Origin of the sequence: Endozoicomonas sp. ISHI1, assembly GCF_024606225.1 — a bacterium.
Taxonomy (GTDB): domain Bacteria; phylum Pseudomonadota; class Gammaproteobacteria; order Pseudomonadales; family Endozoicomonadaceae; genus Endozoicomonas_A.
The window spans coordinates 83,414-105,666 of the sequence record NZ_JAGRPU010000021.1 but is presented as its reverse complement, the minus strand read 5'-3'; the positions used below and the strand labels follow the sequence as shown (position 1 = coordinate 105,666).

The 22,253-nt window shown below is 47.2% G+C and carries 16 protein-coding genes; 5 read left to right on the top strand and 11 right to left on the bottom strand.

Translation table 11 applies throughout. The features are described from left to right. The first annotated feature begins 91 nt into the window (after positions 1–91). The 3 genes from KBW69_RS14385 to trmB all read left to right on the top strand — a co-directional run bounded on the left by KBW69_RS14385 (position 92) and on the right by trmB (position 9,564). Entirely contained in the window at positions 92–3,169 is a 3,078-nt protein-coding gene (locus KBW69_RS14385; protein WP_257281298.1) for a hypothetical protein, read from the top strand. Between the two features lie 272 nt (positions 3,170–3,441). Continuing rightward, positions 3,442–8,661 carry a hypothetical protein gene (locus KBW69_RS14380; protein ID WP_257281297.1) on the top strand — a complete coding sequence of 1,740 codons (5,220 nt, stop codon included), beginning with the start codon at positions 3,442–3,444 and terminating at the stop codon, positions 8,659–8,661. 186 nt (positions 8,662–8,847) lie between these two features. Further along, positions 8,848–9,564, top strand: coding sequence for a tRNA (guanosine(46)-N7)-methyltransferase TrmB (gene trmB / locus KBW69_RS14375; RefSeq protein ID WP_257281296.1), 717 nt, complete (start codon positions 8,848–8,850; stop codon positions 9,562–9,564). A gap of 47 nt (positions 9,565–9,611) precedes the next feature. Here the strand turns inward: trmB and KBW69_RS14370 are convergent, their stop codons facing one another. The 7 genes from KBW69_RS14370 to KBW69_RS14340 form a co-directional block, all read right to left on the bottom strand. Beyond that, entirely contained in the window at positions 9,612–9,944 is a 333-nt protein-coding gene (locus tag KBW69_RS14370; protein ID WP_257275434.1) for a DUF3392 family protein, read from the bottom strand. 82 nt (positions 9,945–10,026) lie between these two features. Beyond that, positions 10,027–11,166 carry a radical SAM family heme chaperone HemW gene (gene hemW / locus KBW69_RS14365; protein ID WP_257281295.1) on the bottom strand — a complete coding sequence of 380 codons (1,140 nt, stop codon included), beginning with the start codon at positions 11,164–11,166 and terminating at the stop codon, positions 10,027–10,029. Between the two features lie 76 nt (positions 11,167–11,242). Beyond that, positions 11,243–11,887 carry an XTP/dITP diphosphatase gene (locus KBW69_RS14360; protein WP_257281294.1) on the bottom strand — a complete coding sequence of 215 codons (645 nt, stop codon included), beginning with the start codon at positions 11,885–11,887 and terminating at the stop codon, positions 11,243–11,245. Next, positions 11,884–12,360 (bottom strand): DUF4426 domain-containing protein, encoded by a 477-nt coding sequence (locus KBW69_RS14355; RefSeq protein ID WP_257281293.1) that lies wholly within the window; start codon positions 12,358–12,360, stop codon positions 11,884–11,886. The genes KBW69_RS14360 and KBW69_RS14355 overlap by 4 nt, the downstream gene beginning before the upstream one ends. 4 nt (positions 12,361–12,364) lie before the next feature. Then, positions 12,365–12,967 carry a methionine biosynthesis protein MetW gene (metW, locus tag KBW69_RS14350; protein WP_257281292.1) on the bottom strand — a complete coding sequence of 201 codons (603 nt, stop codon included), beginning with the start codon at positions 12,965–12,967 and terminating at the stop codon, positions 12,365–12,367. After that, positions 12,964–14,121 (bottom strand): homoserine O-acetyltransferase, encoded by a 1,158-nt coding sequence (locus tag KBW69_RS14345; protein WP_257281291.1) that lies wholly within the window; start codon positions 14,119–14,121, stop codon positions 12,964–12,966. Before KBW69_RS14345 ends, metW begins: the two co-directional genes overlap by 4 nt. Before the next feature lie 444 nt (positions 14,122–14,565). Further along, positions 14,566–14,793, bottom strand: coding sequence for a hypothetical protein (locus KBW69_RS14340; protein WP_257275441.1), 228 nt, complete (start codon positions 14,791–14,793; stop codon positions 14,566–14,568). 512 nt (positions 14,794–15,305) lie between these two features. Here KBW69_RS14340 and KBW69_RS14335 point away from each other — a divergent pair. Further along, positions 15,306–15,539: a cell division protein ZapB gene (locus tag KBW69_RS14335; RefSeq protein WP_257275442.1), complete on the top strand. Its 234-nt coding sequence runs from the start codon at positions 15,306–15,308 to the stop codon at positions 15,537–15,539. Positions 15,540–15,627: 88 nt separating this feature from the next. On the opposite strand, the gene KBW69_RS14330 is transcribed toward KBW69_RS14335, so the two are convergent. Continuing rightward, entirely contained in the window at positions 15,628–17,541 is a 1,914-nt protein-coding gene (locus KBW69_RS14330) for an ATP-binding cassette domain-containing protein (protein ID WP_257281290.1), read from the bottom strand. Between the two features lie 268 nt (positions 17,542–17,809). Then, positions 17,810–18,328 carry a histone H1-like repetitive region-containing protein gene (locus KBW69_RS14325; protein WP_257281289.1) on the bottom strand — a complete coding sequence of 173 codons (519 nt, stop codon included), beginning with the start codon at positions 18,326–18,328 and terminating at the stop codon, positions 17,810–17,812. A gap of 421 nt (positions 18,329–18,749) precedes the next feature. Here KBW69_RS14325 and KBW69_RS14320 point away from each other — a divergent pair, with 421 nt between their 5' ends. Beyond that, on the top strand, positions 18,750–19,457 hold the full coding sequence (locus KBW69_RS14320) for an FKBP-type peptidyl-prolyl cis-trans isomerase (protein WP_257275445.1): 708 nt from the start codon (positions 18,750–18,752) through the stop codon (positions 19,455–19,457). Positions 19,458–19,531: 74 nt separating this feature from the next. Here the strand turns inward: KBW69_RS14320 and rsd are convergent, their stop codons facing one another. Beyond that, the gene (gene rsd / locus KBW69_RS14315; RefSeq protein ID WP_257275446.1) at positions 19,532–20,002 is read right to left on the bottom strand and encodes a sigma D regulator; all 471 of its coding nucleotides are present in this window, start codon (positions 20,000–20,002) and stop codon (positions 19,532–19,534) included. Between the two features lie 486 nt (positions 20,003–20,488). Beyond that, positions 20,489–22,063: a glutamate--cysteine ligase gene (gene gshA / locus KBW69_RS14310; RefSeq protein WP_257281288.1), complete on the bottom strand. Its 1,575-nt coding sequence runs from the start codon at positions 22,061–22,063 to the stop codon at positions 20,489–20,491. Positions 22,064–22,253 lie beyond the last annotated feature (190 nt).

The following is a 22,253-nucleotide window of genomic DNA, read 5'->3' as shown; positions in this document are numbered from 1 at the left end:
AATGGCTATCTGCATGATGATTCATTGTGGTCTATACATACGAATGCTGAATACGAGTACGAATATTTATTCTATCTGTGGTTGTGCCTCAATGAACAAAAACGTGATAAAAAATCAAAATCGGCAAAGCTTGGTTATCAGCAAAAAGCCACTAGCATTATTACTGTCACTTGTCGTTTTTTTTCCAAGCTGGAACAATTGCGCCGACACTATTGAGCTGGACAATAATAATTTCAATCAATATCTGAATGCCGAGCACCCGGTCAAAGGTCGCTATCGGTTAATCGGTGATATTGACCTGAGCCGATTCATTCCCTGGAAACCCGTAGGCAATACCTCTAATCCGTTTTCTCTCATCCTGTATGGCAACGGCCATGTTATTTCCAACCTTGAGGTTGCAACGTTAGCAAATAACACTGCCTCAGGATTGTTCGGGTCATTGCAAAACAGCACCATCAGGCAGATCCTGCTAAAACAACCAAAAGTGACCAGCACCGGAAATATGAGCCCAACGGGTGCACTGGTGGGAGAGTTGAAAGGCAGCAGGATTGAAGAGGTGGTCAATTATGCCGGTACCATCAAAACGTCAGGGTTTCGCAGTCATGCCGGAGGTTTAGCGGGCAGTGTTTCTGATAGCGTCATACGCGATAGTGTCAACACCGGCACCGTTCTTACAACCGGTCCTGCCAGCACAGGTGGCATTGCTGGATTTGCAAGTCGGGCATCGTCCCTGTCAAATGCCCTGAATACCGGAAAAATAGTCTCCAGAAATTTACATTCCTCGCCTGCCGGCGGCATTGTCGGTACCCTGAAAGGCGACAGCCTTGCTAACAACAATGTCAATACCGGTGAAGTTAATGTTGGCTTTACCGAATATTCCGGGGGCATCGCAGGAGAAGCAGAAGCAGCGGAGGTATTATATAACCTCAACACTGGAAACATTGCCTCAGATTATTCGAGAGCCTACTGTAGGCTAGGTGGAAGCAGTGGTGGAATAGTGGGGCACGCCTCCAGGCAAAGCCTGGTCAGCAAAAATCTCAATACGGGTAGCATTTTTACCAGGGATTGGCGTACCTACGGAGGAGGAATAGCAGGAGATGTAGTCAACACTACTGTTATTCAAAATGTTAATGCCGGAACGGTCACGACTCACGACTATCAGTCATCTGCCGGGGGAATTACCGGAGAAGCTGCTGAAGGTTCAGGCATTCGGGACAACCTGAATGCCGGAGCAATCATAACAAAAGGTGTGAATGGTCACTTGGGTGGTATTACCGGGGCTGCCACTCTTTCAACCTCAGTGTACAACAATGTTAATACAGGGTCGGTTGAAGCCCGGGAAATCTATAGCTATGAAAGCGGTGGAGCGGGCAGAGTTTGGAGAGCAGGTTCCATTGAGCATAACCTGGATACTTTCACAAAGTATCAATGGATCAGGAGAGGTAGTGGATTTAATGGACGCAATCAAGGTGTCATAAGACTATCGAAAAGTGCCCTCAAATCAAACGTAACCCTATTGAACAGCACGCTCTGGAATGCCGGTGATGCCTCACAGCTTCCAATGCTCAGAGGCATTAATACTCCCTACCGTGAACTTGCCCGAATAAATGGTACCAAACAAACAAACAATCAGTTCCCGTCGGCCCTGAATGAGTTTGCAGATCCCGGTGGTGCTTCAAATGCCACCTCTTTCAATCGTACTGTCTGGAACAATCGGGATGGCTATTTGCCGTTTCTGAAAGTTTTCTCCAAACCACAAACATCACTGGCCGGGATTGACTGTACAGAAGGGGGATTTGATTGCGGCAAGGAGAATACTCCGTCAGCGATACAGTCTTCAACCACCTATTCTCAAGGCTTGTCAGGTAACTGCCCGCCACCAGAAGGCACGCCACTCTTTCAAGCGTATGATCCTGAAAACCAGCAGGTGTATGTTGTCATTCAACCTGAGCCGTCTTCTGAAGGGGCTTCCACAGGAGTTATTCTGGCACGCTATAAAGGTTCTGAACTGGATCAACAATTTGGACGGTGCGGCGTTGTAACTTACACCACCTCTTCCGACTACTCTGGAATACTGGATTCCTACCCGTCTCTGACTGGGCAGGTTATTCACGAAAAGGCAAGTTCTCACCTGTTTCTTGTTGCAACAACACAGTCAGGAAAAGCAGTTCTATTCGAGTTCTCGTTAAGTGCTGCCCGGAGCTACCGGGCAGAATTCACTGTACGTAACGACCTATTCCCTGAAAATGTACAAATTAAGGATACCGCTTATCATCAGGGCGTCATGTATTTAACAGGCACCCTCGATAACAGCCTGTTGGTTGGCCGTTACCAGCAGCGACGGCTCTTTTTTCCTGAAACCAGTGATCCGTATGATAAAGAACAAGGATTTCATTTAAAGCTATCCCAAGATGGCGAACGCCTTTATGTAACCGGTAAAAGTGAAGAAGATGCGTCCTATCCTCTGTTTATCAGACAATACGACAGTCAACATCTAAAACCCGCTGCCTCTTTTGGCAATAATGGCAAAGAGATAATCACTATCAATAGCGGTGACACGGTCAACAGCCAGCAGGACGTCCTGATACAAGAAGATCAGGCCTTCGTTGCCGTATTCAGCCCTGGGGAAGAAACACTTTCTATTCGCCGGTTCGCCACGGACAATGGAAAGATTGACAGTGCTTATATGATTGACGACAGGGTTGATTTTCCTTCCCTCGCACCGGGTTCATTTGCGACCGTCAGGCTGATGGCAACGGAAGATTATTTGCACGCCATTATTTACAACAGCGATGGACAACTGTCCGTATTTACTTATAAAGATCAGGTCAATGTCCATCGTTTCGACACCACCATTAAACCTGCGGCGGCAAAGTCTATGCGTCCGGTTTTTGTGGGTAACAAAGTCTATCTGGCCTCTGAAAATACAGATATTGAGGAGGATAGTCGGCAGCTACAGATGCAAGAAATCGCTTTGGATTTTGAAAACTTTAACTATCCAAAATCCCTTGGCACTTCATCGTCTGCCGGATCGTCTGCGGTTCTCCCTGATTGGGGAATTGGGCCTTTCGCAGTGGGCTCTGTGATGGTTGCAACGTTTGCAGTTCTCGTAGCCATTAAGTGGTTCAAAAGACAACCACCCGGATCAAAAATGGAAACCACTGAATAACTACCCTTAGATGAACTTAAATAACCAACAAACAGGTGCATCCCTCAAGGGCAATCGCCATAAACATTATCATTGCCTCAAAGGGGTATCGGGCCAATAGCTTATCCAGAAAAAGTTGGCCCCTGCTGCCCCCCCCTGCTCAAACGTAAGTTTTTCCAGGTTACCCGCATGTTAATGCATGACGCCCCCTCATAGTCTATATATACGGGTCACAAATACGGATAGTTCTCATCATTGTTTTTCATGGTACTCACTCAATGAATAACAGCCCGATGAAAGATCAGTATCGGCAAAGCCCGACTATCTTCACAAAGTCGTCTGTACTTTTATTGTCACTTGTCGTGTTTTTTCCAAACTGGAACAGTTGGGCCAGTACTGTTCAGCTGGACAATAGTAATTTCAACCAATACCTGAATGCCGACCACCCGGTCGAAGGACGCTATGAGTTAATCGGTAATATTGACCTGAGCGGATCTCAATGGAAGCCTGTCGGCAATACCTCCAAATCCTTCTCTGTCACTCTGCTTGGCAATGGTTACGTTATTTCCGGTCTCGAACTTTCAACGTCAGCAGGTAACACTCCCTCGGGCTTGTTCGGGTCATTGCACAACAGCACCATCCAACAAATCCTGTTTAAACAACCAAAAGTGACCAGTACCGGAAATACGAGCCCCACAGGTGTGCTTGTGGGAGTGTTGAAAGGCAGCAGGGTTGAAGAGGTGGTCAATTCTGCCGGAGCTATTCAAACAGGCGGTTTTCACAGTCATGCAGGAGGTATAGCGGGCAGTATTTCTGATAGCGTCATTCGCGATAGTGTGAACACCGGCACCGTTTCCACAACCGGGAGTGCCAGTACCGGCGGTATCGCTGGGGTGGTGGATCAGGGGTCTTCTGTATCAAACAACCTGAATATTGGAAGAATAACTCCCAGAAACAAACAAAAATCACCTACCGGTGGTATTGTCGGAGGGCTGAAAAGCAATAGCGTTGCCAACAACAATGTGAATGCCGGAGAGATTAATGTTGGCAATAACGGAGATTCCGGAGGGATTGCAGGAATAGCAACAGCAGCCAGGGTTTTACATAACCTGAACACCGGAAAAATTGCCACCTATTATGTGGATGGCGCTGACTTGTGGGAAGGTGGAAGCATTGGCGGAATAACAGGGGAGGCTACCAGCCAAACCCTGATTAGCAAAAACCTCAATACAGGTAGCATTTCTGGGAAGTACCGCTCCCAAGTGGGTGGAATAACCGGGCAAACAGTCAGCGCTCCTATTGTTCAAAATGTGAACGCCGGATCTGTCACTACGGATGGTGGTTTTGCATACACTGGAGGTATCGCCGGAGAAGCCAGACGTGTAGTCATCCGTGACAACCTTAATGCTGGAGCAATTATAGGGAAAGGTTATCGTAGTCCAGTCGGTGGTATTTCAGCAGCCGCCCGCAGTGCTGAGGTTTACAATAATGTTAATACGGGCTCCGTTAATGCGACCGAGCTAGTAAGAGTAAGCGGCGTAGTTGCATACCCTTACTGGAGAGGCCTCATTGCGTATAATATAGACACTTTCACAAAGTATCACTGGTTTTCCACTTCCAATTCCACTTCCAATTCCACTTCCACTTTCAATAGGTATGGATACAATTCCGGTGTCGTACGGCTATCAAAAAGTGCTCTCAAATCAGGCTTAAACGGTTTGAACAGCACGCTCTGGAATGCCGGTGATGCAACACAGCTGCCGATGCTCAAAGGCGTTAACACCCCCTACCGTGACCTTGTCCGAATTAATGGCACCCAACAGGCAAATAACCAGTTTCCCATCGTCCTGAATGAGTTTGCCGACCCTGGTGGTGCCACAGAGGCGACCTCTTTTAATCGTACTGTCTGGAATGGCCAGGATGGCTATTTACCCTTTCCAAAAGTTTTCTCCAAACCACAAACACTACTGGCTGGAATTGATTGCACACCAGGGGGATTTGACTGCGGCCAGGAAAGACCTCCTCCATTAAACCATGAAATTGCAATGGATCAAAACAGGTTGTCGGCGCGTGCTGCACCAATACCCACAGTGCGTCCCTCAACCAGTCAACTCACCACTGCTTCTACAACCATTCCTGCAACCTCCACTCCTGCAACCTCTATTTCTACACTCCCCCCCATAACGGTACCATGCGATTCTCTTAAAGATCAGGCGACAGGGGTTCTTCAGCGGCTAAACCAATATAGAGACCTTGTTAGAGGACGACACTGCATTGTTCTCAGCACCAACTCGTCAGAGAGTTTAAGTAAGTTTCTCAATGAGATTCCAGAGAACATCGTTATTTTGTTCTCTTCCGAAACGACTTCTGGCGCAACGCTTTCTCAATCCGTTACCCCCGCATTAGGTAAAATCCCGGTTAAGTATTTAATTAACAGTGAAATAGTTTTGAAAGATGGACAGGACATTATCGGGGCTCCAAATGAAGGTTACGAAATCGTCATATCGCCTGATGCAACTTATACAGATTTATATATGATCACCCTTGGATCCTTTAACGAATTTAGTTTCAGTGAAACAAAAGACAACTATATAAGACACATTAATTTCCAGCCAACTGCACCTAATGGCCGCAAACCAATTAGCACTATTATTTCAGCACGCTGTACTAACCGGAGACTGTTTGTAGAAAACAACGTATTCAATCTCAATTGCCAGGACGGAGTCAGAATTGATTGCAGACTACCTCTGGATGCATCTGTCAGTGCTTTGCGCCCCGGGCCGGGCCTGATGTTCGCCAATAACATGGTCACCGGTGATACCATCGGTTCATGGCACCGCGACTATATTGCTGATGGAGGGCTATTTATTAAACTTCCCGCCATCAAAAGCCAGTTTCTCAGGATTGCGATTAACGGGAACATATTCCAGGGCAAGATGGGGTGGGCGGCTGAGTTACATATTGGGCCGGGAAGCAGTATCGACATCTTTAGAAACACGATCGACATTGACAATACAGGCCAAATTTTGTGGGAAACTGTGTCGCCGGGATATAAAAAAGAAAAGTTTGCTTTCTCTCTTGTCGGTCATTCGGATACCCATGAAGAACCTCCTGTTTATAATCTCGCGGGCAATCAGATCCAGGTAAAAAATACAGCTATCGAAATCAAAGGAATCGTTAAGCTGGTTCTCGCTTGCAACCAATTTCAGGCAGTCAAACTCTGGCGACAAGAGCAGCATGAATACAGCATTAAAAGCGCAGATCCATTCGTTTTGGCATACAATTGCGAAAGCTTCGTGAATTCAAGCATGGCAACTACCGGCCCACTTACACTCACCCAGATTGTGAATATCTGGACACCCATCGGGAATTCCACAGCCAGTGCTTTAAGTGGACTGACCAACTTCGAGGGTCAATTCTACTTTAACTCGTCTGTCTGGCTGACAGTCAATTCGTCCTCTGTTTCTCCTTCTGGCCAGACCTTCACTTCATCAGCACAGCCTCCAACCAGCGAATTGATCACCACTTCTGTAGCCAGCACTTCAACCAGTTCAGTGTCACCTTCTGAAGTTACATCTCTTGACCTATCGTCATCAGCAAAGCCTTCAACCAGTGAATTGAGCACGGCCTCTTTAGCCCGAACTTCATCCAGTTCGATGCCACTTTCTGAAGTTTCATCTGCTGTCCTATCATCATCAGCACCGCCTTCAACCCGTGAATTGAGCACGGCTTCTATAGCACGTACTTCATCCGGTTCGGCTTCACCTTCTGAAGTGTCATCTGCTGCCCCATCGTCATCAGTGCAGCCTTCAACCCGTGAATTGAGCACGACTTCTATAGCACGTACTTCATTCGGTTCGGTGCCACCTTCTGAAGTTTTATCTGTTGCCTTATCGTCATCAGCGCAGCCTTCAGGCAGCGAATTGAGTACGGCTTCTGTAGCCCGAACTTCATCCGGTTCGGCGACACCTTCTGGAGTTTCATCCGTTGTCCCATCGTCATCAGCACAGCCTTCAACCAAGGAATTGATCACGGCTGCTGCAATCAAAGCCTTAGCTGATTCGGAATCACCATCAGACACTTCATCCGCTTTTGAAATATCATCCACAACAAACACACGGCAAACTAAATATTCATCGTCGTTTATATCCTCGTCTAACAGAACATCCCCCACAACTCATTCACCCAGTCTGTCTGGTAACTGCCAACCCCCGGAAGGCACACCGCTCTTTCAAACCTATGACCCGGAAAACCAGCGGATATACGTCGTCATTCAGCCTGAGTCGCCTACCAAAGGGGTTGTTCTGGCGCGCTATCAAGGTTCTGAACTGGATCAACAATTTGGCCGGTGCGGCGTTGTGACTTATACGACTTCTGCCGACTACTACAGAATACTGGATTCCTACCCATCTCTGACAGGGCAGGTTATTCATGAACAGACGGGGTCTCACCTTGCCCTTATTGCAACAACGACGTCAGGAAAAGCCGTTCTGTTCGAGTTCCCGCTAAGTGCCACCCGGAGTTATCGGGCAGAGTACACTGTACGTAACGAGCTATTTCCTGAAAATGTACAAATTAATGATACCGCTTATCATCAGGGCGTCATGTATTTAACAGGCACCCTCGATAACAGCCTGTTGGTTGGCCGTTACCAGCAGCGACGGCTCTTTTTTCCTGAAACCAGTGATCCGTATGACAAAGAACAGGGACTTCATTTAAAGCTATCCCAAGACGGCGAACGCCTTTATGTAGCCGGTAAAAGTGAAGAAGATGCGTCCTATCCTCTGTTTATCAGACAATACGACAGTCAGCAGCTAAAACCCGCTGCCTCTTTTGGCAACAATGGTAAAGAGATAATCACTATCAATAGCGGTGACACGGTCAACAGTCAGCAGGACATCCTGATACAAGAAGATCAGGCCTTCGTTGCCGTATTCAGCCCTGGGGAAGAAACACTTTCTATTCGCCGGTTCGCCACTGACAATGGACAGATGGACAGTGCTTATATGATTGACGACAGGGTTGATTTACCTTCCCTCACACCAGGTTCATTTGCGACCGTCAGGCTGATGGCAACGGAAGATTACCTGTACGCCATTATTTACAACAGCGATGGACGACTGTCCGTGTTGACCTACGAAGATCAGGTCAATGTCCATCGTTTCGACACCACTATTAAACCTGCGGCGGCAAAGTCTATGCATCCGGTATTTGTGGGTAAAAAAGTCTATCTGGCCTTTGAAAATACAGATATTGAGGAGGATAGTCGGCAGGTACAGATGCAAGAAATCGTTCTGGCTCTTGAAAGCTATAACAATCCAAAATCCCGTGCTGCTTCATCATCTGCCGGATTGTCTGCGGTCCTTCCTGATTGGGGAGTTGCGCCTATTGCAGTGGGCTCTGTGATGGTTGCAACGGTTGCAGTTCTCGTAGCCTTGAAGTGGTTCAAAAGACAACCACCCGGATCAAAAATGGAAACCTCTGAATTACTACCCTTAGAAAAACGTAAATAACCGACAACCAGAAGATTCCTGGCAGCATTTATGCTGGCGTTCCCGGCATGACAACAGGCAAGATACTTAAAACCTGCCTGTGAGAACAACAAAACGCAAAACTGAATCCGACAGCTGAAGGTTTCCAAGTTAACGCAGTTTAGGTATCTTACGCCGACTTTTTCATTTGCAGACTATGTGCCTTTTATGACCGACCCAGTTGAACCTGATCACAGCCCCGATGCGACTAAACGTCGAGAAATAAAAAGTTTTGTCCTGCGCACTGGTCGTATGACCACAGGGCAGCGTCGTGGCTGGGATGAATGCTGGGACAAGTGGGGCCTGCAAAAGGAAGACGGTCCATTAAACATCCGTGAAGTCTTTGGTCGGGAGGCACCTGTCGTACTGGAAATCGGCTACGGCATGGGTCTGTCTCTGGTTGCCATGGCAAAAGCCGAGAGCGACAAGAATTTTATCGGTATTGAAGTGCATCGCCCGGGGGTTGGCAGCCTGTTGAATGAATCCCGGCTGGCAGGTGTTACCAATGTTCGCAGCTATTGTGACGATGCTGTTGAAGTGCTTCGTGAATGCATAGCCGATGGCAGCCTGTCCAGAGTTCAGATTTATTTCCCTGACCCCTGGCACAAAAAGCGTCATCACAAGCGTCGCCTGGTTCAACCCAAATTTATTGCAGCCATCAGACCGAAACTGGCTCTGGGTGGTGTTATCCATCTGGCCACAGACTGGGAAAACTATGCTGAACAGATGATGGAAGTCATGACGGCCGCTGAAGGTTTTAAAAATCAGGAAGATCAAGGCCAATACGCACCAAGGCCTGACTTCAGACCGCTGACCAAGTTTGAAAAGCGCGGTCAAAGACTGGGTCACGGAGTTTGGGATCTGCTGTTTGAGAGAACAGAATAAATCTTACCCCACCCGGAAGGGGCAGAGTTTCAATCGCTTTGCTCCCCTTAGCAACGCCCCAGTTTCTCCGACAATATCCCGACACAGATTGTGATCACCAGCAATACCGGAGCGAGAGTGTAATGATTGAAGTAGCCCAGTAAGTTGCCGAGCCATTGAGGCGCAAAATAAAAGATTGCACCAAACAGGGCGAGATTCAAAACAGCTCTTGCAGGAATTCTCACAGCGGCATGAAGCCGGTTCATCCAATCAGTGCTCCATGAGGCAATAAAACGTCCCACAAAGGCCACTGCTACTGCTGTCAGGGCCATAGCGATAACATCAAGATGCTCACGAGCCAACTTTGACAGAAAAATAATGTTGTCTGTTATCCATTCCATAGTTCACCCTTCGTTTTGAGTAAGGATACAGTTCCCAACAGATTCCAGAAAATGGCGTCCAGTCGCTAATTGAGTGGGAACATCATCCATCAGTAAACAGAGCCAGCAGATCATTCAAAAAGAGTCGTCCCTGTTTCGTTGGCTGTAATCGATCCTGCTCGAGCAAACCTTTTTGAATCGCTTGCTGACATTGAACGTCTATGTCTGAGTAGGCCATTCCGGTTCTTTGCTGAAACAATGAGTGATCAACCCCCTGGTTAAGACGCAGAACATTCATCATAAACTCAATCGGCAGATCATCCTCATTCAATATTCTACTGCCCGCTTCAAAGGGTTTATCCGCTGCCAGATAGTCTGAGGGCATTCTGGTTTTCCAGTTTCGATAAATTCTGCCCATCTCCTGCTGGGTCATCTTGCCATGAGCCCCCGCACCAATGCCGATATAGTCACCAAACTGCCAATAGTTCAAATTATGTTTTGCCTGTCTGCCGGGACGACTATAGGCTGAAATCTCGTACTGCTGATAGCCTGCCTCTGCCAGTAAATCCCACCCTTTTTCCTGAATGGACCAGAGGGTATCGTCCTCGGGTAAGACCGGAGGTTTTGAATAGAAAACCGTATTGGGTTCAATGGTGAGCTGGTACCAGGAAATATGAGTCGGTTCCAGTGCAATTGCTTTCTTCAGATCTGACAGACCGTCCTGAATGCTCTGGCCGGGCAGTCCGTGCATCAGATCAATATTGAAGTTGTCAAAGCCCATCCCCCTCAGGGACTCAATCGCCTTGCGCGCTTCATCTGAACTGTGAATACGACCCAGCGTCTTGAGCTTTTCGTCCTGAAAACTCTGAACCCCCAATGACAATCGGTTGATACCGGCTTTTCGATAATCTTTGAACCGGTCATGTTCATAGGTCCCGGGGTTGGCTTCCATGGTGATTTCAATATCCGGCGAGAAACGGATTCTCTTTTCCAGCTCACAGAGAAAACGATCAAAACCTCTGGCAGACATCAAACTGGGGGTACCGCCACCGAAGAAAATCGTATTAAGCGCTCTTCCCTGGAGAGTATTCACTTCACTGTCAAAGTCTGTTAACAGGGCATCGATATAAGCGTCTTCTGGAATACCATCGCTGAGCGCATGGGAGTTGAAGTCACAGTAAGGGCATTTTTTGACACACCAGGGAATGTGCACGTAAAGGCTCAATGGAGGAAGTTCGAGCATATTGAGAATCAGGCCAAGTGATTAAAGCGACCAGGTGTCATCACCGGCCGCATTGAGAAAAAGTAACATGCGTCTGTCAGAGGCGTTGCTTCAACTGCTTCAAAAGCTGTGTCATGGCTTTTGCCCGGTGGCTGATGCTGTTTTTCTGTTCCCGACTGAGTTCAGCCGCTGCACAGTTCTGATCAGGCACATAAAAAAGAGGATCATAACCAAAACCCCGATCACCAGAAGGTGCCTCCAGGATGTAGCCCTCCCAGCTTCCATGACATATCAGAGGAGTGGGGTCTTCTGCATGGCGCATGTAGACCAGTACACTGTGAAAACGAGCGGTTCTTTGCTCTTTGGGCAATCCTTCCAGTCTCTGCAAGAGCTTCTGATTGTTCTCTCTATCGGTGGCCTCTTCACCGGCAAATCGTGCCGAGTAAATACCTGGCTGGCCATTCAGGGCATCCACTTCAATCCCGGAGTCATCAGCAATGGCTGCAAGACCTGTGATTTTTGCCGCATTTCTGGCCTTGATCAAAGCGTTTTCTACAAAGGTCAGCCCTGTTTCCTCAACAGAACCTAGGCTGAACTCACTTTGAGCCAATACTTCAAAATCCAGCCCTGAGAGCATCTGCTGAAGCTCCTTCAGCTTGCCCTGATTACCACTGGCCAATACTACTTTCTTTGGCTCTTGCTTTGGCTCTTGCTTTAGCTCTTTTTTTACCAATGACTTCACTGGCCACCCTCGTAAAATTTCTGGCTGAACTGAATGGTATGACTCTGACTGGCGCCTTCAGGGTGTACTTTGATGGTGAATTTTAGCATTTCTTCATTACTGAACCGGAAACCTGCCAGATAATAGATGGCATCACCTTCCCTGATTTCCTTGAATTTCAGCGCTGACTGCTGACCCAGAAGGTTGGCGGTTTTGCCATCAAAAGAGGCTTTTACTGCCTTGCCTTCCTCACTGTCCCTGACGTTTCGGACAACCATATTGACCAAGCCATTTTTTGGCCCGCGCTCCAGGTCATAAGTCTTGGCTATGTCAGGCTGAATAAAGGTGCTGGGGAATGCACTGTAATACACTTCATAGTCGCCAAACCGGGCCGGTTTGTCATTCATGACACGGGCTTCGGGTACCGGGGCAGCATGGGCCCCCGAAAAAACGGCCAGCGCCAACAGTAGACTGAACAGCCTTACACAAGCCATGACTTCACTCTCCTCGAGTCAGATGATAGATAGCCACTTCTCCCATCAGGTTGGGCAGCAGGCGGGTTCTCCAGCCTCCCCTGTTGGCGCTATCTGTTACCATACGATTAATGATCTTCAGCTTTTTCTGATGGCAAAGATCTTCAAAATCCTTAAACGTGCAGAAGTGTATATTAGGTGTGTCATACCAGGTATAAGGCATAAATTTGGATACCGGCATTCTACCTTTGGTAGCCAGATACCAACGGCAACGCCAGTGACCAAAATTTGGGAAGGTAACAATGCACTCCCGGCCCACTCTCAGCATTTCATCGAGTGCTAAATGGGGAAACTGCAAGGCCTGTAGAGCTTGAGTCATCACCACGGTATCAAAACTTTGATCGCCAAAATTGTCCAACCCCTGGTCAATGTTTTGCTCAAGAACGTTCACGCCACTTTCAATACAGTTCTGAATATTCTGTGGATTAATCTCCAGCCCATAACCCCGAACCTGCTTGTTTTTGCCCAGGTCTGCCAGCAGAGTGCCTTCACCGCAGGCCAGATCAAGAACCCGACTGCCCTGGTCAATCCAGTCACTGATAATGGCAAAATCAACACGGTTACTCATACAGCAGCCTCTTTGCACTCGACAGCGACTCGTTTCATATAGCCCGAAATGGCATTCACATATCGGGGAATGTTCATCAGGAATGCATCGTGCCCCTGGGGAGCATCCACTTCCATGTAAGAGACCTGCTTGCCCGCCTTCAGGAGTGCATCGGTAATCTCTCTGGAACGCTCCGGGGAGAAACGCCAGTCGGTAGTGAATGAAACCAGCAAAAAGTGTGCTTTGGCTGGAGACAGGGCCTGAGCAAGATCATCATTAAACTTCCGGGCCGGATCAAAATAATCCAGTGCCCGGGTCATCAGCAGATAGGTGTTGGCATCAAAGCTGCCAGAGAAGTGTTCCCCCTGATAGCGGAGATAGCTCTCTACCTGGAACTGAGCGCCATAATCGAAACTGTACTCCCCACTCTTGAGTTCACGGCCAAACTTCTGTCCCATGGCATCATCGGACAGATAGGTGATGTGGCCTACCATCCTGGCTAATCCCAGGCCGCTCTTGGGTAGCGTTCCCTCTTCAAGATATTGGCCATCCCGAAAGTTTTCATCGGAGCGAATGGCCTGACGGGCCACTTCATTGAAGGCAATATTCTGTGCCGACAGTTTCGGTGCAGAGGCAATGACTACAGCATGACGCAGACGTTCAGGATAAGCCATAGACCAGTAAAGCGTTTGCATGCCGCCAAGACTGCCACCCACCACCGCAGCCCATTGTCGAATACCCAGATGATCTGCCAGTCTGGCCTGGCTCTCGACCCAATCTTCCACAGTCAGTATGGGAAAATCAGAACCGTAGAGTTTGCCAGTTTGTGGGTTGATACTGATCGGGCCTGTGCTGCCATGACAACCCCCGAGATTGTTCAGACTGACAACAAAGAAGTGATTGGTATCCAGAGGCTTGCCGGGACCAATAAAGTTATCCCACCAGCCAGGCTTACGGTCTTCCATGGTGTGATAACCGGCTGCATGGTGATGGCCACTGAGCGCGTGGCAAATCAAAACACCATTATTCTTTTCGGTATTCAGCTCACCATAGGTTTCAATTACCAGGTCATATTCGTTCAGGGTTTGACCACAACTTAGCCGAAGGGGCCGATCAAAATGAACCGTTTCGGGTTCGACCAGGCCCACCGAGTCAGGGGGAATAGTTTCTGGCATAGTTACCTATCTATCACTTGTTACCGTGAAACACTTTTCAGCACGTCGAGTGATGAAAAACTGTTCTTTTACTCATGGTGCTTTCCACGGATTGTCCATCGGCATGCATGATCATCAGACGAACACAGTTAACCTGGAAACCCAATCTGCATTCACAATCGGTAGAGGCTGCTGCAAAAGTTGCGAGCATAGCGCAGCACTTTTGCGGCAACCTCAGAACGGGGGAGTGTATCTATTTGATGGATACTTGTCAGTATGCAAGCCGGAGATCGCAAGAGTGAGTTCAGTGAAACAACACTCATCACATCAAATTCCTGGTTTGATACTTCATTGCAGGTGTCATTTTCAATAAAAATGACTTCATCCCCATGAAGATGAAATCTCTTTTTCTGAAATAGAAAATAGCCATTAAAAAATAAATACTGACTCAAGACCTCAGGTTCTTTAGTGGCTAAGCAGAAAACAACGGTCCAGAGCCAACTCCGTCAAAGCCAGCAGATGACTCAGGAAAACACCTTCTACCTGACGTGAAGAAAAGTAAAGATGCTGATCTTGAATGTATTCGTCGACGCTCTGATTACAGGTCAGGGAGATGTAAAAAGCCCTCATCGCTTCATCCTCGACATTGAGAACAGAGACAATTGTTGCGTCGGGTAGTGTCGTTTCGCTCATGCAAAACTCCTTGAGGCATTCCACCTCTATTACACAGGATCTTTGGCTGTCCTGTGCAATTCTGAAAAGCATCAAGATTCCTGAATGACTTCAGTAAAATTCCTGTGAGCCACACCAGCGACCTTTATTACCGTGAAGGTTGTCCCGCTGCACCGACATTAGAGATGGATCAGGAAAAGGGAAGTAATGAGTCGGTAGCAGACTGTTCAACCGGTAAGCGATGCTCGTCGTTTTCAAAGCATTTCTGAAACGATAGATTCACTTCAGAACAGAGTCATAAACATTCGCCTATCACCCTCATTCTTGTGTAATTACTTCGCAAGTATAGCCTGCATATAAGTAACTTATCTGAACTTAGCCTGAAGTATGTGCTATCGTAGAGCCAGTGTAAAAGTCACCCTTAACTGCACAGAAGCCTGCCAAACTGCTGCTTCGTTAGAATAGGCAGGCAGCTATCTGTTACAGACAGGCTGATTTCGTCCGAACTATTTCCCGGTGAAAAAGTAACAACTATGTCCATTGAATCCTTAAGCCAACTTGAAAACAAGCTTCAAAACCTGATCGACAAACTTGAGCTCACTCGAATGGAGCTTGAGGAATTGCGTTCAACCAATAACCGTCTGGAAGACGAAAACACTCATCTGAAACAGGAATTAAGTTCCTGGAGCGACAGGGTGGGTACTCTGTTAGGCAAACTGGACAGCGTATCCGATGAAGCTGAAGATGTGGCATACGAGCAGGCATAAAAGGTCATAAATCAGGTTCATGGCCCATGCTTCGGGAATGAAGCTCCTGCTCTTTAGCTGCCAGGCAGTTTCTACCGCCTGATTGTCATCAGGCGGAGAATGATCCGCTTTCCATTGCTTCAAGTTGCTCCAGCGCTTCAATCCACTCTTCTTCGGTTTCCGCGATGCCCTTCTTATATCGAGTCTGTTGATCGAGCAATAATTTCAAACGTTCTTTTTCTGCACTTTCATAGAGCTCCGGACTGGCCAGTTCAGATTCAACCTCAACCAGCAACGATTGCAACTTCTCCAGTTTTTGCTCCAGAGAATCCACTTTCTTTTTCATCGGCCTGAGCTGCTTACGACGCTCTGCATCCAGACGTTTCTGCTCTTTGCGGGCTTGTGCCGAGTGAGTCGATTGAACCGTTTCAGAAATATTTTCTGATTTATCTTCCTGACGCTGCTGAGTTAACCAGACGCTATAATCCTCCAGATCGCCTTCAAAAGCTTCAACCCGGCCATCATGGACCAGAAAAAGATCGTCTGTAGTACTGCGCAGGAGATTACGATCATGCGACACCAGTATCATGGCTCCTTCGAATGTCTGCAGAGCCATAGTCAGAGCATGACGCATCTCAAGGTCAAGGTGGTTGGTTGGTTCATCCAGCAACAGCAGGTTTGGCTTTTGCCAGGCTACAATAGCCAGGGCCAGCCTCGCCTGTTCGCCACCAGAAAAACCTGCAATCGTTTCCAGAGCCTTATCACCATGAAAACCAAAACCGCCCAGAAAGTTTCTCAACTCCTGTTCCCGTGCCCCAGGCGACATTCGTTGTAGATGAAGCAATGGGCTGGCATCGGCATCGAGTTTTTCCAATTGATGCTGGGCAAAATATCCTACTCTCAGGTGCTCTCCATCATGTCTCTGGCCAGCTACCAGAGGAAGCTCTCCAGCCAGTGTCCGAATCAAGGTTGATTTACCCGCACCGTTAGCCCCCAGCAAACCAATGCGACTGCCAGGCAGGATATTCAGTTTCAGCCTGATAAGTGTGTTGCCTTTATAACCCAACTCCGCCTTGTCGAGGGTCAGCAGTGGTGAAGACATTTTTTCAGGATCAGGAAAGCTGAAGCTGAAAGGTGAATCGACGTGGGCCGGCGCTATTTCTTCCAGTCTGGCCAGCGCTTTTAGGCGACTCTGTGCCTGTTTCGCCTTGGTCGCTTTGGCACGAAACCGCTCAACAAACGTCTCCATGTGAGCGCGCTGCTTTTGTTGCTTTTCAAAAGCAGCCTGCTGCTGTTGAAGACGCTCAGAGCGCATCCGTTCAAAAGCAGAATAGTTACCACGATAGGTGTGCAGTTTCCGATGCTCAATATGGAGGGTAATGTCAATCACTGCGTCCAGAAAATCACGGTCGTGAGAGATGATAATCAACGTCCCCTGGTAACGCTTAAGAAAACTTTCCAACCAGACAATAGCGTCCAGATCAAGGTGGTTGGTTGGCTCATCAAGGAAAAGTAAATCCGAACGACACATGAGAGTTCTTGCCAGATTCAATCTCATTCTCCAGCCACCGGAGAAATCTTTTACGCTACAGTCGATTTTTTCATGGGAAAATCCAAGACCATGGAGCATTTGTTCGGCACGGGAACGTGCTGTGTAGCCATCTGCCTGAAGCAGCTTTTCGTGAAGTTCAGCAAGCCTGCCATGCTCTTGTTCTTGTTCGGCACACTTGATGGATTTTTCTATTTCCCGAAGTGTTTCATCACCGTCCAGCACATAATCGACGGCTTTCTGGTCCAGAGCCAAAACCTCCTGGGCCATATGAGCAATCCCCCGACCCGCATCGATGCCGACATCGCCCTTGTCCGGTTGCAGGTTACCCATAATCAGGGCCAGCAGACTCGACTTGCCACACCCATTGGCGCCCACCAGTCCAACATGCTGGCCGTGATGAATTGTTGCGCTGGTTTCTTCCAGCAAAACCTTGCCAGAGCGCAATAAACTGACTGAGTTCAAATTAATCATGGCGCGCATTATAAACGCTGTTTCACTGGCATTCCTACGGGAATATGAACCCACTGTGGATTCAAAGATCGACATACTACAAGAAGTTAATATCTGGCAGGCTGATCAAGACATTCGAGATCAAAACCCAGGGCAGGCTACTTCCAAAAATGTGGCAACGTAATCATTGCCACAAAGAAGTACTCGCTGATAGCTGGCGAGAGGGATACGGATTATTTGGTTTTATTGCAGGAGAGGCTTTCCTCTCCTGCGGATACTGCTTAAGAGATTAACGCTTGTCTTTTCTCTTGGCTGTCGCTTTCTTCCTGGCTGGAGCCTTTTTGGCAGCGGCCTTGCGAACTGGCGCTTTTTTCTTCACTACCGCCTTATTGGCAGCTGCTTTACGAGCAGGCGCCTTTTTCTTAGCTACCGTCTTTTTGGCAGCCGCCTTACGAGCAGGCGCCTTTTTCTTGGCGGGCGCTTTTTTCTTGGCATCGGCCTTAGCCTTGGTCTTTGCTTTCTTCAAAGACTCTTTAGCCTTATCCAGTTTTTTCTTAAGCGCTTCAATTTCTTTTTCCAGCTTCTTAACCGGATCTACCTTGCGGGTAGTCTTCTTCGCTGCAGTTTTTTTAACTGCAGGCTTTTTGGCGGCTGCTTTTTTAGCTGCAGGCTTTTTGGCGGCTGCTTTTTTAGCTGCAGGCTTTTTGGCTGCTGCTTTTTTAGCTGCCGGTTTTTTTTCAACTGGCTTTTTAGCCGCTGGTTTTTTAACAGCCTTTTTAGCGGCTGGTTTCTTTTTGGCTACAGGCATTTGGTCATCCCTCGTCATTGCCTTTAGAAGTACCTCTATATAAAAGCTGAATAATTTATATCCAGTTTTAATTAGAAAATAGAGTGCTTATCACGCGACTGCAAATTTTTTTATACATTTTTTTATATAAAATGATTTTTTTCCTTCAAAAAAAACTTGCCGCCTCTCGTTTTATTTTTTTATGAGAGTCATTTAACCCTTGTATTTAAGGCATTTTTGTATAACCAATGTTCCATAGCACTTGCTATCTCTTGATGTTTGCACAAAGATGGAGGAACTTTTGTACTAAGAAAAATTTGACCCTTTCTTTGTCGAGCTAACACAAACACTCATGAGCCGGAAATGCAGCCTGGTCGGAACATGAAAACAATCACTGCAAATTCAGGAAGAGCTGCATTTTCGCAATAAATAGAGAGACTTCATGAGACTAAAAGCACTTGCTAGCATCGCCCTGATGTCCTGTTCCATGCAATCAGTTGCTGTCCTGGAGAAAGAGTCAGACAAACTCAGCTACAGTCTGGGTGCAATTTTGGCCGAGCAACTCAAGCAGTTCGAGGGCATTAACTCAGACGCATTGTCTCAGGGAATCAAGGATACTCTGGAGAACAAACCTTTGGCTTTTGACAAGCAGGAAATGTTCAAGCTGATCGAAAAAGCCCGGAAGGATCAAGAGAAAAAACGTCAGGAACAACTGGCAGAAGAAGCAAAAAAGAACCTTGAAAAAGGTCAGGCTTTCCTGAAAGATAACTCTAAAAAATCAGGCATAAAGACACTGAAAAGTGGCCTTCAATACAAAGTGATTAAAAGCGGTCAAGGTATTAAACCACAAGAAAACAGTGAAGTGACTGTCCATTACGAAGGACGTCTTGTTGATGGCAGGGTCTTTGACAGTTCATACAGCATAAACCAACCGGTGACGTTCAAACTGAATCAGGTCATCAAAGGCTGGACTGAAGGTCTGAAGCAGATGCAAGAAGGCTCCATTTGGGAACTTTATATCCCTTCGGACCTCGCTTATGGTCCCGGAGGTATTCCCGGGAGAATCAGACCTAATGAGGTGCTGATTTTTAAAGTTGAGCTTTTGAGTGTGAGAAAAGACTCACAGGTCAATGAGGAGAAACAGAAGTAAATATCCCCATCATTGACTGAGCGGTTTCCTTCATACTGCGTGCTGGAAGATATTCAGACTATCTGCCGGCATTACTAATGCTGGGAGAGCAATTCTCTGTGAGATTCGTGAAGCACTTCAATCATCTGGTCTTCCAGAGAAAAACGTTCTTCCAAAGCTTCACCTAGCTCGGACAGGTGAGCCTGCAGCATAGACACACTACTAAGGGACTCACAACCGTCGTTAAAATCCAGACAAACCTGCGTATTTTTTTCCAGTTCGGGCAGAATAGAGTGAGCCATTTCTACTCCCCCATCATTAAAATCAATACCTTCCTGAATCAGTTGTTCGTAGACTTCGAAATGACCAGCTGAAACATAATCAACCAGAATCTGGCACATTTCTTTCAATTTATTTGCAACAGGCCTTTTATCATCGTGAAATTGATTCACTCCATTGATTGAGCAGTAGAGAACGATCAGAGCCTGCCGCTCGTTTAGCCAGCGGTCAATGATTTCTGATACGCCACCCCAACGTTCTCTGGCCGTTTTGCACCCCTCCAGCATGACTATTCCTCTTCGTTTGGATCTCATCTACTCGAAACGGGATCACTTTATCGCCCCTTAAAAATGACGACTCAGTTGCTAGGTTATGACAGTGGATTTTTTGCGGCAAGAGGTAATTTCAATTTACTGTAAATTTCGATCTGAATTATATTTGTACACTCGCTCCAAAAGTCGTTTTTTCAGGGATTTGAGCGTTTTTTAATTCTATTAAGGATAAGAAGATCAGATTTCATTAAAAAAAATTATTTAATAATGCAGTCAAAAAAGAGACTCTGTCTTCCATGCCCTGAACTCCCGGCTCATCTAAAAACAGGGTATGACCAATGACATAAAAATAACACAGGAGAAAACAGTTAAAACAACTTTATACCCTCCATCAGGAAAGGGTTTTCCAGTAAAAAGAAAGCTCCATGCGTGAGAAAGTCTGACAGGATCCGAAGATCATTCGACTTACTCACCAGATCCGTTTTTTCAAAAAATCATGAATCATTCAGATTCAAAATAATGTTTCAGAAACTCATCAAAATGGGTCGAGTCAGACGCTTTCAATCGCTCCTGGTCTGCTCTCGATTCTGCGGCTATACGCCCAAAATACTCCAACCTTTCAGGCTCAATCTCTTGTTGGCTGAAATAGCGGGAGTGCTCTTCAGACTGCTTGAGCATCCAATTAATATAACCGTCTCCGCTGCTTTTTAGTGCCTGCAGGATTCTGGCTGAGGGTGTGCACTCAGAATCCAGTAGCTTTTCTTTCTGCTGAATCAGAGATTCCGAGAACAGATCAGACTCATTGGCCTGATCCAGTATCCGGGCCACGGGCATCATTTTGTCGATTAAACTCAGTCCCCAATCAGTCAGAGTGACCGGACCTTGCTCATCATTTAACTTCAAGCCGGGACGTCTTCCTTCTGAAACAGTTCGGGCAAAGTTTTCAGTCACTCTCTGGCACTCTGCATGATTAATTTCAGGACTGTCCATCAAAGCAGTAAACACCAGAAAAACATCCAGAAACGCAGCATCGACCATGGACAACCCCAGCGGCTCCATTGGATTAATGTCCATGCAGCGCACTTCAACGTATTCAACGCCATAATGTGATAATGCGGTCAGGGGCTTTTCGCCCCGTTTGGCAATTCGCTTGGGTCGAATGTTGCTGTAATACTCGTTCTCGATCTGGAGAAGATTGGTATTCAGCTGTAGATAACGATCGCCATTTTTGAGCCCGATCTCTTCATAAGGCTGATAGGGGGTTTTAATGGCTTTAGCAAGGCTGGAAACGTACTCTCCCAGAGTGTTGTAACAAATACTCAAAGATGACTGAGCATTATTGGTGTAGCCCAGGTCACTCATTCGCAGAGAGGTTGCCCAGGGCAAATACAATGTGTCTTCATCCAGTTTTGCCAGTGATTCGATGGGTTTTTGCTGAGTAAAGAAACTCTTGCTCACTGCAGGTGAAGCTCCGAAAAGATACATCAGCAGCCAGGAATATCGGCGAAAGTTTCTGATCATTGCCAGATAGGATTCTGACTGGAAATCTTCCAGAGAACGATCTGAAGACTCAGCATCAGACAACAACTGCCAGAGTGACTCCGGCAACGAAAAGTTATAGTGAATGCCGGCAATAGTCTGCATCGCCTTGCCATAACGATGCGCCAGTCCTTCACGGTAGACAGTCTTCATTTTGCCTGGGTTAGAGTCGCCATAACGGGCAATAGGAATACTCTGCTCACCTTCCAGCAAAGCCGGCATACTGCCCGCCCAGAGCGTTTCACTATCAAGGTTTTGGCAGGTGTAGCTATGAAGCTCTTCCAGAAACTTCATGACATCTTCCAGCTTGCAGTAGACCGGAGTAATGAACTCTAGCAAAGCTTCAGAGTAGTCAGTCGTGATATAGGGATGCGTCAGAGTCCTGCCCAAGACTTCCGGATGAGAAAACTGCGACAAACGTGCGTCAGCCGATACCCTCAGCCCTTCACGTTCGATTCCGTGTCGTATACCACTGAGCAGGTTTTGGTTGGACGACTGCTGAAGCAGTTGCAGACGAAACTCATACTGGCTAGTCAAAATACAATTCCAATCCAGGTGCGTTTTTTTGAGATCAACACTCTGCCCGGGAGCCTGCGAGCAGTGTATAAGGCGGTAATCATTTCTTGGAACGGACTATATAACGTTAGAATCTGCCTTGCACCTATCGAATAACTGCGAAGCCTCTCAGACCGTGAGCAGCCTCTCAGAGGCTGCTCCTGTGACCCAC

What these genes read in the sequence shown, in the direction of transcription:
- KBW69_RS14370 (WP_257275434.1), bottom strand. Translation starts at nt 9,944, where the DNA reads ATGGAATGGATAACAGACAACATTATTTTTCTGTCAAAGTTGGCTCGT.
- KBW69_RS14380 (WP_257281297.1), top strand. Translation starts at nt 3,442, where the DNA reads ATGAAAGATCAGTATCGGCAAAGCCCGACTATCTTCACAAAGTCGTCT.
- KBW69_RS14385 (WP_257281298.1), top strand. Translation starts at nt 92, where the DNA reads ATGAACAAAAACGTGATAAAAAATCAAAATCGGCAAAGCTTGGTTATC.
- KBW69_RS14325 (WP_257281289.1), bottom strand. Translation starts at nt 18,328, where the DNA reads ATGCCTGTAGCCAAAAAGAAACCAGCCGCTAAAAAGGCTGTTAAAAAA.
- KBW69_RS14330 (WP_257281290.1), bottom strand. Translation starts at nt 17,541, where the DNA reads ATGATTAATTTGAACTCAGTCAGTTTATTGCGCTCTGGCAAGGTTTTG.
- trmB (WP_257281296.1), top strand. Translation starts at nt 8,848, where the DNA reads ATGACCGACCCAGTTGAACCTGATCACAGCCCCGATGCGACTAAACGT.
- KBW69_RS14335 (WP_257275442.1), top strand. Translation starts at nt 15,306, where the DNA reads ATGTCCATTGAATCCTTAAGCCAACTTGAAAACAAGCTTCAAAACCTG.
- metW (WP_257281292.1), bottom strand. Translation starts at nt 12,967, where the DNA reads ATGAGTAACCGTGTTGATTTTGCCATTATCAGTGACTGGATTGACCAG.
- KBW69_RS14355 (WP_257281293.1), bottom strand. Translation starts at nt 12,360, where the DNA reads ATGGCTTGTGTAAGGCTGTTCAGTCTACTGTTGGCGCTGGCCGTTTTT.
- KBW69_RS14320 (WP_257275445.1), top strand. Translation starts at nt 18,750, where the DNA reads ATGAGACTAAAAGCACTTGCTAGCATCGCCCTGATGTCCTGTTCCATG.
- KBW69_RS14345 (WP_257281291.1), bottom strand. Translation starts at nt 14,121, where the DNA reads ATGCCAGAAACTATTCCCCCTGACTCGGTGGGCCTGGTCGAACCCGAA.
- rsd (WP_257275446.1), bottom strand. Translation starts at nt 20,002, where the DNA reads ATGCTGGAGGGGTGCAAAACGGCCAGAGAACGTTGGGGTGGCGTATCA.
- hemW (WP_257281295.1), bottom strand. Translation starts at nt 11,166, where the DNA reads ATGCTCGAACTTCCTCCATTGAGCCTTTACGTGCACATTCCCTGGTGT.
- KBW69_RS14340 (WP_257275441.1), bottom strand. Translation starts at nt 14,793, where the DNA reads ATGAGCGAAACGACACTACCCGACGCAACAATTGTCTCTGTTCTCAAT.